Genomic DNA, 14,417 nt, shown 5'->3' with positions numbered 1-14,417 from the left:
CGAAAACCTTACTTTTTTTGCTGTTTTTTTGTTTCGTCTACTTAAAAAGTGTTAGCTTTCGTGTAAAATGCCGCGTTAATTATATAATTTAAGTTACGATGCTTGATTGGCTATGAATCAAGTGCAATTAAACAGAGAGCAATCCATGAAAAAAGTGTTATTTTCAATGGTCATCGGATTGGGTATGGTTTCTCAAGCCAATGCCTTCGCGGGTGACGCCCAAGCGGGTAAATCTAAAGCGGCTGTTTGTGCTGCTTGTCATGGTAGTAATGGTATCGGCACTACAGACACTTACCCAAACTTAGCTGGTCAACATGCTGACTATATTGCTAAGCAATTGAAAGCTTTTAAAGCCGGTGATCGTAAAGACCCATTGATGTCGCCTATGGCTGCCAATTTGTCTGACCAAGATATGGCTGATTTAGCGGCTTATTTCTCATCTTTTAATCGTGATGGTTCTACGGCCGGTGGTTCCGCATCAGAAGGTGGTCAAACGGCTGCAACAGCTGCCCCTGCACCTAAATTTATTCCGAGTGCAGAAGCTGGTAAAGCGCTATATGAACATGGTGATGCCGATCGTGGTATTGCGTCTTGTGTAGGTTGTCATGGTCAAGACGGTAACAGTGATGTACTGATCAACCCTAACCTAGCTGATCAACATCCAGAGTACCTTGAAAAACAATTAGCGGCATTTAAAGCGAATACACGTCATAACGCGTCGATGAATGCTGTTGCTGCAAACTTAACAACTGAAGATATCGCAAACATAGGCGCTTACTTCAAAGATACTTCTGCTGTAGGTGAAGTAAAAGCTTCAACAGGTAAAGTAGCAGTTAAAACTTTGGCTGGTGATGTTGAATTAGGTAAAGCTAAGTCTGCAACATGTGTGGCGTGTCATAACGCAGATGGTAACTCAACGGTTGCGATGTATCCTTCAATTGCCGGTCAAGGTGAAGCTTACCTATTGAAGCAATTAAAAGAGTTTAAATCAGGTGCCCGTGATAACGCGATCATGGCGGGTATGGTAGCAGGTTTAAGTGAAGACGATATGCAAAACCTTGCAGCTTACTTTGCCTCACAAACACTGAAACCAGTTGTTGGTGAAGAAAATGCAGCTGGTCATAAATTATACATCGGTGGTGATGCAGAGCGTGGTATTACGGCATGTATTGCTTGTCATGGTGTAAGTGGTAAAGGTATGGATAACGCTGGTTTCCCTGCAATAGGTGGTCAACATCCAACTTATCTAAAAGCACAACTTGAACAGTTCCGCTCTGGCGTTCGTGCCAATGACAAAAATGCCATGATGCAAAATATCGCCGCTAAATTAAGTGATGCTGATATTGAAGCGCTTGCTAACTATATGTCGACGCTTAAGTAACGTAAAAGCAAGTATTTAAATCTTAAAAAGCAGCTTGATAGCTGCTTTTTTTATCAGCAAAATTCCTTTGCGTTCGCCCCGTATTCACATACACTGATTGTTATGTGGCCTAAGCGGTTGTTTAGTAAATGAGTTCTGTATCACCTTACCAAGATTTGATCGCCTGTTTACATTGCGACAACTTGTGTAAGTATCAACATTTATCTCCCGGACAAAAAGCGATTTGCCCTAATTGCGGCAGTGTGCTCTTGTATCGAAAAGTAAATTCTATTGAACGTACTTTAGCGATTGCTTTAGCGGGATTATTGTTTTTTATTCCTGCTATCACTATGCCGTTGGTTGGTATTAGCGTTGCTGGTCAATATAGTGATGCCTCACTTCTCGCCTGTATCAGCATTTTAATCGACGATGGTTTTCCCGTTAGCGCCACTCTGTTGTTTATGTTTACCTTGATCGTGCCTTTTATTAAGTTGTCGGCTGCGGGGTATCTGAGTATCAGCCTTAAGTACAACAAAGTAACACCCAATTTATTAATGTTTTTCAGATCTTACAAAGTGCTAGACAACTGGGCAATGCTGCATGTGTTCTTTTTAGGCGTTGTGGTTAGCCTATACAAATTGCTTTCGTTAGCGCAGGTTTCCATTGGTATTGGCTTGGTGAGTTTTGCCTTGTTGTTGCTCTGTACTACGCTAATTTCAGTCACCATGGATGAACATTTTATTTGGCAAACCATGGAGGACAAACTTGTACGTTAGCGCAAAATCTATCGGGTTAGGCATTTGTCCATGTTGTAAAAAAATAAACAACATGTGGAGTGACAAAGAGCAATGTGAACGTTGTGGCGCAACTTTCTCGATTAGAAAACCTTATACCTTACAATACACCTTGGCGTGGACTTTGGCTGCGCTAATCATGTTTATACCTGCCAATATGTTACCTATGATGGTGGTATACACTATGGGCAATGACACCCGTTCTACCATTATGGAAGGGGTGACCATTTTTATGCAGTCTGGCATGTATCCTGTTGCTTTTGTTATCTTTATAGCCAGCTTCGTTATTCCTGTTGGCAAAATTTTGTGTTTGCTGATACTGGTTACCCAGGCGAGAAGTGCCAAGCCTAAAAACTTAAAGCTGATGACTAAGCTGTATTCCATTGTTGAAGTGCTAGGGCCTTGGTCCATGTTAGATGTTTTTGTCGTTGCCATTATGGCTGCGGTAGTTAATTTAGGCTTTATTAGTTCAGTTGAAGCGGCAGGAGGTATAACATTTTTTGGCTTAACCGTTATATTTACTATGTTTGCTTCGGCAAGTTTTGATGTTCGCTTGTTATGGGACAAAACAGACAATAATTTTGAGTGAGTAAATTTTGCAAGATCATCCTGATGCTTTAGTAAAAGAAAAAGAAGGAATATCAGCTGTTTGGTTAATTCCGGCAATTGCCTTGATTTTTGGTATCTGGTTAATGGTAAAAACCATTGTTGAACAGGGTTTTTATATCACAGTGCAGTTTGAAAATGCGACGGGTATGGTCGAAGGTAAAACAGAAGTGCGTTACAAAGGCTTACCTGTTGGCAAAGTGGTTGGTATAGACGTTTCTGATGATTTAAAACACGTTGATGTTGAAATTGAAATGGTTGCGGCAACCAAGCCTTTACTTACTGATAAAACCAAGTTTTGGTTTGTCACGGCCGATGTATCTTTTCAAGGGATTTCAGGCCTAGATACACTATTTTCAGGTGGTTATATTAGTGTGCAGCCTGATCTGAAAAATCAGGGTGAATCAACACGTCAGTTTGTTGCTCTTAGCGATGCGCCTATTATAGACAAAACAACACCAGGCTTACATATTTCACTGCAAACAGACACTTTAGGATCGCTAGATAAAAATTCGCCCGTTAACTTTAAACAAATAAATGTTGGCCATGTATCAGGATATCGATTTGACGAAAATACTGGCAAAGTGAACGTCATGGTGTTTATCAAACCTGAATTTGCACACCTAGTAAAACAAAACTCGATATTTTGGAATTCAAGTGGCTTTGAAATGACCGGCTCATTGGCGACAGGGCTAAAAGTTAAAACGGATTCTTTGGGCGCCATTATGTCAGGTGGTATTGCATTTGATGATCCTAAATTTGAATCAGCGTTGCCAGCGGCTGAAAGTGGCGCGACTTACAACTTGCACCCCGACTTTCAAACCGCTGAAATGGGTCATGAAATTACACTAAACTTGGATTGGGATGCTGGTATTGATAAAGGTTCCTTGATTGAATATCAAGGTCTTACATTGGGTGTGATCGACGCTATAGATAAAATTGATCCACAAAAACGCAAAGTTACTGCCGTGGCAATGGTGAACCCTAGAGTTATCCCTTATTTGACCTCCGACTCTCAATTTTTTGTCGTGGCGGCTCAATTGGATTTAGGCGGCGTGACGAACTTAAATACCTTATTAAAAGGGCCACACATCAGCTTACGTCCTTCACTAACGGGGGAACCTCGCTCTGTTTTTAATGTATTCAGCCAAAAACCTGCATATGACTACAGCGAACCTGGCCTGCATTTGATCCTTAAGGCTTCTAACATTGAATCAATCAAAGTGGGGACAGGGATATTTTATAAAAAACAAAGAGTGGGTTCGGTACAAGCAATTGAAGACAAAGCCTCAAATGAAGTATTGGTTCACATTCACATTGAGTCAAAATATCAAGATTATATTGACCAAGGCACACGCTTTTGGAACAACAGTGGCATCAAGTTTTCTGGCAACCTGCAAGGTTTTAAATTTGACGCTAACTCTATTCAGTCAATCTTAGCTGGCGGTATAGAATTTGACGTTGATAACAACTCTAGTGAAGCTAAAGCCAATAATGGTGATGTATATAGTCTGTTTAACACTCATGACGAAGCTTCACAAAAGGTAGCTGCGACACTCATTGCCAAGAAAGTCAGTGGCATCAAGGCAGCATCGCGTTTAATTTATCGCGGAGAACATGTTGGGTCGGTACACAATATTACACATCGCAATGATAACCACTTTATTCAAGTGGGATTGTTGCCTGAATTTGAATATTTACTAAAAGAAAATTCACTGTTTTGGTTGGCAGAGCCTCAAGTATCATTTGCAGGACTTAAAGATACTGACGCTTTATTTGGTGGCAGTTATATTGCGATTAGCGCCGGTTCTGGAGAATATAAAAATCAATTTCCACTGCTATTAAACGCGCCAGCTAAACATATAAGCCACGAAGGCTTACAACTTAAAGTGACCGCTGAAAAAGGCAATATTGTAGATGCCGGCAGTCCGGTGTTATACAAGGGGATATTAGTCGGGCAAGTTGATAGTGTCGCCTTCGATCAACAAAAACAACAAGTTGATATTAATATGACTATTGATGAGCAATATCGACACTTTGTTACCCCACATAGTCGTTTTTACAACGCCAGTGGATTATCTATTTCTGGCAGTCTTGGTAATCTGAGAATTAATACTGCATCTGCCGATGCCTTGTTGCAAGGCGGGATTAGTTTTTACAACCCTGATGATATTGAGGTAACCAAGCCTATTGATGAAGGTGCCAGTTTCACTTTATTTAGCAATGGTGATCATGCCCAGTTAGCAGGCATGAGTATTGAAATTTATTTCAAAAATACTAAAGGCTTACATGATAATTTAAAAATCAAATATCAAGACCAAGTGGTTGGTTTGATTTCGCATATTGTTTATGACCAACAAGGGTTTGGTGCTACAGCGTTTGGTTATTTATCGGATACAGCACAAAAGTTTGCAAGACAAAACAGTGACTTTTGGCTAGCAAAACCAGTTTTAGGCTTGGTTGGTAATAAAGATCTAGACGCCATAGTTGAAGGTGGTTATATCGCTGTTCAACCTGGAAATGGTCAACCGAGTAGTCGCTTTGTTGCCCAAACCGTTGCTCCCGCGATTAAAACCTTACCTTATGGTTTGAATATAGAATTAACGGCAAGCAGCTTGGGTTCTGTTCGCGTTGGTAACCCAGTGTTATATAAACAAGTGCCAGTGGGTGAGGTTATTGGTGTTGGCTTAACCAACAGTGCTGACCAAGTCGTGATTTATGTCAATATTGCCGATAAGTTTGCGCCATTAGTGACTGCTCAAAGTCAGTTTTGGAATACCAGTGGTTTTCAGTTAGAAGCAGGTTTGTTTTCTGGCATCAATATCGAGTCTGAATCAATGGAAAGTTTATTATCTGGCGGTATAGCATTTGCGACACCAGAAACAACAGAAACACAAACCGTTGTGCAAGGTCAGCGATTTAATTTAAACGCCAAGCCACAAGAGGCTTGGCATAACTGGTCGCCCGTTATTTCTTTAAAACAATAAACGTTGAAAGCGCTTTACCGCCTCACTTGGATTACTGGCCTCGGTAATCGCAGTAACAACGGCAATTGAGTCTGTGCCTGTTGCCCAAACATCGGGTGCACGCTCTTCATTGATTCCGCCAATGGCGACAACTGGGATATCTTCACTGAGGTTTAAAACCTGTTTTAGGTTATCAATACCTTGAATTTGCCCCGTCATGTCTTTAGTTTTGGTTGGGAAAATCGCCCCCATGGCCAAGTAAGATGGTTTTAGCTGTTGCGCTAATAAAAATTCATAACAGCCATGTGTACTGATACCTAAACGTAAACCTGCTTGTTGAATGGCATGTAAATCAGCATCAAGTAAATCTTCTTGGCCAATATGTACACCGTATGCACCGTGTTTAATGGCTAGCTGCCAATAATCATTAATAAAAAGACGTGTATGATAGTTTTTAGCTAAGGCGACGGCTTTTTCGATTAGGTTATCTAATTCAGCTTGAGATTTGTTTTTGACTCTTAGCTGGATGATCTCAATGCCCAAAGGCATTAGGGTTTCAAGCCATTCAATTGAGTCAACAACAGGGTACAAACCTAACTTTTGTTCACCGCGTGTTGTACCAATATCAGCAAATGCGCTAAGAGTTGGGTATTTACGGTGAATATCAGCATCGATTGCTGGGAAGAACTGTTTATCTTGCGGCCAGTGTGTTTGCTCAAAAGCCCCGTAATATTCATTGAAATCACCGTTTTTAGCGAAGCCCTGTTGCATAAAAGCTTTCGCTTGAGCTAATGCGTCTCGCAGTAAGTAACCGTGCGCTAAAAAGGCGCTGATAGCTGAGGAAAAACTACAGCCGCCACCATGGCTAAATGAGCTATCGATACGAGCGCTTGTTACACGATAGAATAAATTTAGTGTGCTATCGAAAGCGACGTCTTGAGCGCTTTTGCCAATTTGATGACCGCCTTTAACGATGGCGTACTTCACGCCTAATGCACAGATTGCTTGGGCAAGCTGATCGGTATCACTTGTGTTGATACCGGTTAGTTGTTGCGCCTCAATGATATTTGGCGTTATTACGTCAACAAGCGGAAGTATTTTTATTAAGTCATTTGCGGTGATATTGGAAAATTTGCCTCCAACGCTGGCGCTGCCAACAGGATCAAATACCACGTTAACCTTGGTGTATTGATTTTTGATGTCCGGCAAAAGAGTACATAACCAAGTTAATTGCTCACTAGAAGCGATCAAACCTATTTTTATGATGTCCGGTTGTTTATCTGTGATTAGTGTGGCGACTTGTTGCTTCAGTATTTCAACGTCTGTTGGATTTACTGAAACCAAGGATTTACTGTTTTGTACCGTATTCGCCGTGATTAAGTGGCACAGCTCTACTTTTAAGCTTTGAGCGGTTTTAATATCGGCTGCAATACCTGCACCACCAGAGCAATCAGCTCCGGCGATACTCCACACAATAGGTTTTGTTTTCACATTAAGCTCCAGGGTGATGCCAAAATGGAGTGTCTAAAGTGGGCGTGCTTGGGTGTGCGGTTTGCCTTTCCTGCATAACCCCGGAAACGTATCCCTGTTCACCTGCTTCGAGTGCCAGCGCAAAGGCTTTTGCCATATTGACTGGATTGTCAGCTAAGGCAATCGCAGAATTTAATAAAATACCGTCGTAACCCATTTCCATTGCTAAACAAGCGTCTGAAGGTTTACCGATGCCAGCGTCTAAAATTAACGTTGCATTAGGTAATCTAAGTCGGATTGTTTCAAGGTTATATGGATTCATTAAACCTTTACCTGTGCCAATGGGCGACGCCCAAGGCATGATCACTTGGCAGCCTAAATCGTACAGGCGCTGACACAATACCAAGTCATCTGTACAATAAGGCAATACTTTAAAGCCATCAGCGATCAACTGTTCTGTTGCAACTAGTAGCTCAATCGGATCGGGTTGAAGGTTATAATCGTCACCAATCACTTCTAGTTTTATCCAATCGGTGTTAAATATTTCACGACTCATTTTAGCCAGAGTGACAGCTTCTTTGGCGGTTTTGCAGCCCGCGGTATTCGGCAACAAATAACCTTGGTGCTGCTGAACAATATCTTGTATATATTGCCAAATTTGTTGACCGCCTTGTGACTGAGGATTTTGTCTTTTTAGCGATAATGTCACCACTTGTGAGCCGCTGGCTAAAATGGCGTTTTTCATAATTTCAGGAGACGGATATAACGCCGAACCGATCAACATGCGGTTATTGAGCTGTTGTCCGTAAATAGTCAATGACATTGTTATCCTCCTTGAATTGGGAACAAAACGTCGAGTGAGTCACCAGCAGACAACGCTGTGTCGCTGTAGTTATCCTTGCCAATAAAGTCACTGTTTAATGCCACGGCAAAGCTCAGTTTTTGTTGTTCTTTTGACAAAAAAGCGCTTAGCGCGTCGGCGACAGTGGCTTGATTATTAAGATCAAATTGATGACCGTTAATGAATATATTCATGTTAAAGCTAGACCGGTAATAAGTGTTGATATGGGGCTAAAGCATGATTGCCCAGTTGTTGTTCAACCGTACTCAACAGTTGTTGTAACACCACTGGGGCAATTAAAAAGCCATGACGATAAAGCCCATTAACCTGAATTAGGTTAGTGTCTTTAATTATCTTAGGTTGATTATCGCTAAATGCTGGGCGAAGATGACTTAAGTGTTGCCTGATATTGGCTTCAGCAAAACCAGGGTGCACGCTGTAAGCCGCGCTGAGTAACTCCATGGCCGAACGCACTGTCATGGGGGAGTCATCATCACTTTCAATTTCTGTAGCACCAACCACATAAAATCCTTTGGTTTTTGGTGCTATGTATAATTGATAACGAGGGTGCATCAAACGTACTGGCCTATTTAAATGCACATCAGGTGCAAACAACTGAAACACTTCACCACGCACGCCACGTAAATCATTTAGTGGTTTGGCGTCTAACGGCGCTTCTGCTCTTCTTGCGCCAGCACCACGACAGTCTATAACCAAATCAGCGTCTAATTTAACCGAGTTATAAGTGACAGTTGCGCTAGACTCACTTTGATAAATAGCCGTTACGTTAGTGTTTGTTAGCCAATTTACCTTTAGGCTGTTTAACTCTTCGGTTAATGCCACGAGTAACTTTCGGTTACCTATTTGCCCTTCTGCTGGTAAATAAATTCCTTGATGAAAGCTACGACCAAGCTCAGGCTCTAATGTCAGCATTTGCTGGCGGTTGAGGTGCTCAACTTGATGCTGCGGATAATAGTTTTGAATGTAGCGAGTAAAACGAACAAATTCACTTTGATCTTGATCATGGCAGACCATTAACGCACCTTGTTGTTGAAAGTAGGTATAACCATTTAAACTGGCTAATATTTCTGGCCAAAGTTTAAGTGATTCAAACCCCATTTCAACGATGTTTGGCTCGCTGTGCATGGCTTCACCTAAAGGCGTTAACAAACCTGCAGCAGCATATGCCGCACTGTGGTGCGCGAGTTGATCGTCTTTATCAAGCAGGGTAATGTTATACCCTTTTCGAGCTAGATAAACGGCAGCTAAACGCCCGATAAGACCAGCACCGACAATAGCGATGCTGGGTGGTTGTGACTTCATTTATGCAACCTTGTTAGCGCTTATTTAGCCACGTGATAAATTTCGCTACCCGACTCTTTGAATTCGGCTGACTTTTCCGCCATGCCTTTTTCTAGAGCAACTTGGTCAACAGTTACGGTTTCATCTAGCAGTTTAATATTGATTTGGTCGATACCTTCTGCTTCCAGTTTTGCCGCGTAATCACGCACGTCTTGAGTAATTTTCATCGAGCAGAATTTAGGACCACACATCGAACAGAAGTGAGCAATTTTGCCTGACTCTTGTGGTAAGGTTTCGTCGTGATATTCACGTGCTCTTTCTGGGTCTAAACCTAAGTTAAATTGGTCGTGCCACCTAAATTCAAAACGTGCTTTTGACAATGCATTGTCCCGAATTTGAGCGCCTGGATGACCTTTTGCCAAATCACCTGCATGTGCGGCAATTTTGTAGGTAATTAAACCTTCTTTTACATCTTCTTTATTTGGTAAACCTAAGTGCTCTTTTGGTGTTACGTAACATAACATCGCACAGCCGTACCAACCGATATTTGCCGCACCAATACCTGAAGTAATATGGTCATAACCTGGTGCAATATCCGTTGTTAATGGGCCCAAAGTATAAAACGGTGCTTCGTGGCAGTGCTTTAACTGCTCTTCCATGTTTTCTTTCACCATATGAAGCGGTACGTGACCTGGGCCTTCGATCATTACTTGCACATCGTGTTGCCAAGCAATTTTAGTTAACTCACCTAAGGTATGTAACTCGCTAAACTGAGCTTCGTCGTTGGCATCAGCGATTGAACCAGGGCGTAAGCCATCACCTAATGAAAAGGCAACGTCGTATTGCTTACAAATTTGACAAATGTCTTCAAAGTGCGTGTATAAGAAATTTTCTTTGTGATGTGATAAACACCATTTGGCCATGATAGAGCCGCCGCGTGAGACAATACCTGTCAAACGTTTGGCTGTCATTGGCACATAACGTAACAATACACCTGCATGAATAGTGAAATAATCAACACCTTGCTCAGCTTGTTCAATTAATGTGTCACGGAAAACTTCCCATGTTAAGTCTTCAGCAACGCCGTTTACTTTTTCAAGCGCTTGATAAATAGGTACTGTGCCAATTGGTACCGGTGAGTTACGAATGATCCATTCGCGGGTTTCGTGAATATAGCGGCCAGTTGATAAATCCATCACAGTATCAGCGCCCCATTTGGTAGACCATACCAACTTTTCTACTTCTTCTTCGATAGATGAAGTCACCGCTGAATTACCAATATTTGAATTAACTTTAATTAAAAAGTTACGACCGATGATCATTGGCTCTGATTCAGGGTGGTTAATGTTGGACGGAATGATCGCGCGACCTTCAGCGACTTCTTTACGGACAAACTCTGGCGTAATTTGCTCAGGAATATTGGCGCCGAAGCTTTGGCCTTTGTGCTGTTGTTTAAGAATTTCATCTTTCATTTCAGCACGCTTAGTATTTTCACGAATCGCAATATATTCCATTTCTGGCGTGATAATACCTTTGCGAGCGTAGTGCATTTGGGTAACATTTTTCCCTGGTTTTGCACGTAGTACTTTTGGCAAATTTTCAAAACGAATGTGATCTAAACCTTCGTCAGCTAAACGTTGTTGACTGTAACCTGAAGACGCGCCTTGTAGTTCTTCAACATCACCGCGAGCTTCAATCCAATCGGCTCTTAGTTTAGGTAAGCCTTTATGCACATCAACGGTGATTGAAGGGTCGGTATAAACACCAGAGGTATCGTATACACGTACCGGTTCGTTAGGCTCAAAGACCGGATTTTCTTCAGTGCCACCAACAAAAGTGTCGCCAACGGTAATTTCACGCATGCCGACTTTGATGTCATGAATTTGTCCTTGGACATAAATTTTTTCTGAATTAGGGTAGCTTTGCCCTGATACATTTTTAAGAAACTCTTCCGCTTGTTGGCGGCGTTCACGTCTAGATAAAGAACTCATAAATATTCACCTTATTTGTAGCGCCAGCGTGGTAAATTGCCCTTAATACCTGCTGTCGCCATTATTTTTGTGTTAATAAGGCGGAGTTTGGGGTAGATCAACAGAAAGAGATGGTATCTTTTTGCTTGTTCCCTTCGCTGATATTACTCAGATCAGGTTCTACGGATCCCGCTTGCGCGATCTCAGCCCTATGGCACTCCGACAAGTCACACCAAAACTGCGATTAACAACCTTGGTGATAGTGCGATTATTCTAGATAATGTCATAATAGCCTGCAAGCTAAAATAATGTTTGCATTGAACTATCATCTTTTAACGTATAATGTATACAAAACATACGAAAATAAAATATTTATCATGATCAAAGCTACTTCTCTTTCTCTTCTTCTAGGCGCTGCAATTGGCCTTACGCCTGCAGCTAGTCACGCAGATAATTTATTTGGTACTGAAAACCACGGCAGCCGCCAAGACGTTTTACGTGGTTCAATTACACCAGAACGTGCTTGGTGGGATTTAAGTCACTACCATTTAGATATTAGTGTTGATCCAAAAAGCCGTGAAATTAAAGGGACCAACACGATGAAATATAGAGTGATTGGCCCTCAACAACGTTTACAAGTTGAGTTGCAATCACCGTTAAACCTAGATAAAGCAACGCAATCAGGTAAAACGTTAAAGATTGAAAAGGATGGTTATAGCTATTTTATTACCGCACTAGAAGGTCAGGAAGTTGGCACAGAACAAGAAGTTGTTTTACATTTTTCTGGTAATCCTAAAGTGGCGGTAAGAGCACCTTGGGATGGCGGCATTACCTTTACAAAAGACAGTAACGGTAATGATTTTATTGCCTCAAGTAACCAAGGGATTGGTGCAAGTATTTGGTGGCCTAACAAAGATCATGGTTACGATGAGCCAGACAATGGCTTAACGATGAGTGTTGAAGTACCTGAGCACTTAGTGAATGTGTCAAATGGTCGTTTAACTTCAGTTGATCACAACAAACAAAAGAAAACTAAAACTTACCATTGGAAAGTGGTTAACCCGATCAATAATTACGGTGTAAATATCAATATTGGTGATTATGTGCACTTTGATGAGCAATATCAGGGTGAAAAAGGCACCTTAGATATGGATTATTGGGTGTTACGTGAAAATCTTGATAAAGCAAAGAAACAATTTAAAGAAGGTAAACGTACCATTGAAGCGCTTGAATATTGGTTTGGCCCGTATCCTTTTTATGAAGACAGCTACAAAATTGTAGAAGCCCCGTATTTAGGTATGGAGCACCAAAGTTCGGTTACTTACGGCAATAAATATCAAAACGGTTATTTAGGTCGCGATCGCAGCTTAGCAGGCCCTGGTATGTTATTCGATTTTATTATTGTGCATGAAACCGGTCATGAGTGGTTTGCCAATAATATTACCGCAAAAGATATTGCAGATATGTGGATCCATGAGAGCTTTACCAATTATTCAGAGAGCTTATTCCTTGAATATCACTTTGGCAAAGAGCAGGCGTTTGAATATATCCGTGGTCAACGAATCAATATAGCCAACCAAAAACCTATTATAGGTAAGTACAATGTTCACAGTGAAGGCTCAAGTGACATGTATGATAAAGGTGGCAACATGTTGCATACCATGCGTCAGATTTTAAACAATGATGAACTGTGGCGTGAAACATTACGTGGCTTAGGTACTACTTTCTACCACCAAACGGTAACAACAGAACAAATCGAAGGTTACATTAACCAAAAAACGGGTATCGACTTTTCTTTAGTATTTGATCAGTACTTACGTGATCATAGAGTGCCAACACTAGAATACTTCTTAAAAGACAAGCTATTACAAGTTCGTTGGTCAAATGTAAATCCTAAATTTACCATGCCAATTCGTGTCACTATCGCTGGCAAAGAGCAGTGGTTAAAGCCGACAACTCGCTGGAGCAAAGTGGAAATAAATCAGGCAAATCCTGAATTTGTTGTTGATCCTAACTTTTATGTCAATACTATGAGTATATTAGGGCATTAAAATTAGTATGTAGATGGGGCAAAGGTTTAAATTAACAATACCTGTTATTGTTGTCAGCTTAATAAGCTTGCTATCAAGCAAGGCCTTTGCCGCATTTTCTTTTGAAAACAAAAACATTGAAGACACCTGTTCCTTTTCTCCCACCGCTTGTTTAGAGCGAATTGATGCAGCTTTGGCATCAAGTCCCAGCAGTAACAGAATAAAATTTGATCTGTTGCAATATCGGTATGTTGCACTGTTTAACTTGCAACGTATTGAACAATTGCACAAAGAAACCTCACAATGGCTAGAACGCCCTAATTTACCCGTTGCCTTTACCATTACCGTTTATATCTATTTTGCTAAGTCGGCGATGGTGTTGGAAGATGAAAGTATCAGTCAAAAGTATGCTGATAAGGCTATCGCGCTACTAAAGGATATGCAGCAAGCATTCCCGTCTCCTATCCGTTTAATAGAACTGGCTAATTTAAAGATGCAGTATGGTCAGGTTGATGAGGCATTAACACTGTTAACAAACTTGGAGCAGAAGTTTATTAACAGTAAAAATGCCTATTTCCAAATGGAATTACATGGCAATTTAGGCCATATTACCCGGGAGCTGGAATTGTACGATAAGTCTCTGGGCTACTGGGAATCCGCTAGTTATTGGGCCGAGATTTATGGTAATAAACAGCAGCAAGCGGTGATATTTTTTAATCAAGGTTATGTTTATCAGTTAAAACATTTGTATGTAGAAGCGATAGAAGCATACGGGCAAGCTCATCAACTAGCCAAAGAAGCGCAAGATCTTGCAAAGCTAAATCAAGCAAACTTTAGAATAGCTCAGTGCTTGTTCAAGCTTGGTAAGCTTCAACAAGCAAAAGATTATATGCAGCAGGTAGATATTGAAGATTTACCATTTGTTGACCATCCAGAATTTAATCAGTTGCAACAAGAGCTTTAATTATCATTTAACCGCTGAATGCTGAGATTAATTTAGGTTAAATTCATAGCAGACGAATGCTCCCTGCACTAATTAACTCGACATTTTGTCGACTTTTCTTTGTCGTTCACCGAT

11 protein-coding genes and 1 riboswitch are annotated in these 14,417 nt (G+C 41.1%); of the genes, 6 read left to right on the top strand and 5 right to left on the bottom strand.

Features of this window, described 5'->3' with window-relative positions; translation table 11 throughout:
- Positions 1–145: 145 nt before the first annotated feature.
- The 4 genes from IE199_RS21925 (at position 146) to IE199_RS08460 (ending at position 5,747) form a co-directional block, all read left to right on the top strand.
- Complete coding sequence (locus tag IE199_RS21925) at positions 146–1,381, top strand: c-type cytochrome (RefSeq protein ID WP_229854607.1); 1,236 nt, start codon at positions 146–148, stop codon at positions 1,379–1,381.
- 128 nt (positions 1,382–1,509) lie between these two features.
- Complete coding sequence (locus tag IE199_RS08470; protein WP_189769169.1) at positions 1,510–2,136, top strand: paraquat-inducible protein A; 627 nt, start codon at positions 1,510–1,512, stop codon at positions 2,134–2,136.
- A complete protein-coding gene (locus IE199_RS08465; RefSeq protein ID WP_189769167.1) occupies positions 2,126–2,743 on the top strand; it encodes a paraquat-inducible protein A in 618 nt (205 codons plus the stop codon). Before IE199_RS08470 ends, IE199_RS08465 begins: the two co-directional genes overlap by 11 nt.
- Before the next feature lie 7 nt (positions 2,744–2,750).
- Positions 2,751–5,747, top strand: a complete 2,997-nt coding sequence (locus IE199_RS08460) for a PqiB family protein (protein WP_189769165.1) — start codon at positions 2,751–2,753, stop codon at positions 5,745–5,747.
- Here IE199_RS08460 and thiE read toward each other — a convergent pair.
- From thiE to thiC, 5 genes are read right to left on the bottom strand one after another with little or no spacing between them, the layout of a single operon-like run.
- Positions 5,736–7,217: a thiamine phosphate synthase gene (gene thiE / locus IE199_RS08455; RefSeq protein WP_189769157.1), complete on the bottom strand. Its 1,482-nt coding sequence runs from the start codon at positions 7,215–7,217 to the stop codon at positions 5,736–5,738. The two genes, IE199_RS08460 and thiE, sit on opposite strands and share 12 nt — an antisense overlap.
- Before the next feature lies 1 nt (position 7,218).
- Entirely contained in the window at positions 7,219–8,019 is an 801-nt protein-coding gene (locus IE199_RS08450; protein ID WP_189769156.1) for a thiazole synthase, read from the bottom strand.
- A gap of 2 nt (positions 8,020–8,021) precedes the next feature.
- Positions 8,022–8,231, bottom strand: a complete 210-nt coding sequence (gene thiS, locus IE199_RS08445; protein WP_189769154.1) for a sulfur carrier protein ThiS — start codon at positions 8,229–8,231, stop codon at positions 8,022–8,024.
- A gap of 7 nt (positions 8,232–8,238) precedes the next feature.
- Positions 8,239–9,360, bottom strand: coding sequence for a glycine oxidase ThiO (gene thiO / locus IE199_RS08440; protein WP_189769152.1), 1,122 nt, complete (start codon positions 9,358–9,360; stop codon positions 8,239–8,241).
- Positions 9,361–9,380: 20 nt separating this feature from the next.
- Entirely contained in the window at positions 9,381–11,330 is a 1,950-nt protein-coding gene (thiC, locus tag IE199_RS08435) for a phosphomethylpyrimidine synthase ThiC (RefSeq protein ID WP_189769150.1), read from the bottom strand.
- Positions 11,331–11,442: 112 nt separating this feature from the next.
- A riboswitch (TPP riboswitch) is annotated at positions 11,443–11,541 on the bottom strand.
- 145 nt (positions 11,542–11,686) lie between these two features.
- Between thiC and IE199_RS08430 the strand changes: the two genes are divergently transcribed.
- The gene (locus IE199_RS08430) at positions 11,687–13,360 is read left to right on the top strand and encodes a M1 family metallopeptidase (RefSeq protein ID WP_189769148.1); all 1,674 of its coding nucleotides are present in this window, start codon (positions 11,687–11,689) and stop codon (positions 13,358–13,360) included.
- 67 nt (positions 13,361–13,427) lie between these two features.
- Positions 13,428–14,303, top strand: a complete 876-nt coding sequence (locus IE199_RS08425) for a tetratricopeptide repeat protein (RefSeq protein WP_229854606.1) — start codon at positions 13,428–13,430, stop codon at positions 14,301–14,303.
- Positions 14,304–14,417: the final 114 nt, after the last annotated feature.

It is taken from the genome of Thalassotalea marina, from assembly GCF_014656435.1.
Classification (GTDB): Bacteria; Pseudomonadota; Gammaproteobacteria; order Enterobacterales; family Alteromonadaceae; genus Thalassotalea_C; species Thalassotalea_C marina.
The sequence above is the reverse complement of the archived record's forward strand: the minus strand, read 5'-3'. Positions and strand labels throughout refer to the sequence as shown.

What these genes read in the sequence shown, in the direction of transcription:
- IE199_RS21925 (WP_229854607.1), top strand. Translation starts at nt 146, where the DNA reads ATGAAAAAAGTGTTATTTTCAATGGTCATCGGATTGGGTATGGTTTCT.
- IE199_RS08470 (WP_189769169.1), top strand. Translation starts at nt 1,510, where the DNA reads ATGAGTTCTGTATCACCTTACCAAGATTTGATCGCCTGTTTACATTGC.
- IE199_RS08450 (WP_189769156.1), bottom strand. Translation starts at nt 8,019, where the DNA reads ATGTCATTGACTATTTACGGACAACAGCTCAATAACCGCATGTTGATC.
- thiS (WP_189769154.1), bottom strand. Translation starts at nt 8,231, where the DNA reads ATGAATATATTCATTAACGGTCATCAATTTGATCTTAATAATCAAGCC.
- thiO (WP_189769152.1), bottom strand. Translation starts at nt 9,360, where the DNA reads ATGAAGTCACAACCACCCAGCATCGCTATTGTCGGTGCTGGTCTTATC.
- thiC (WP_189769150.1), bottom strand. Translation starts at nt 11,330, where the DNA reads ATGAGTTCTTTATCTAGACGTGAACGCCGCCAACAAGCGGAAGAGTTT.
- IE199_RS08430 (WP_189769148.1), top strand. Translation starts at nt 11,687, where the DNA reads ATGATCAAAGCTACTTCTCTTTCTCTTCTTCTAGGCGCTGCAATTGGC.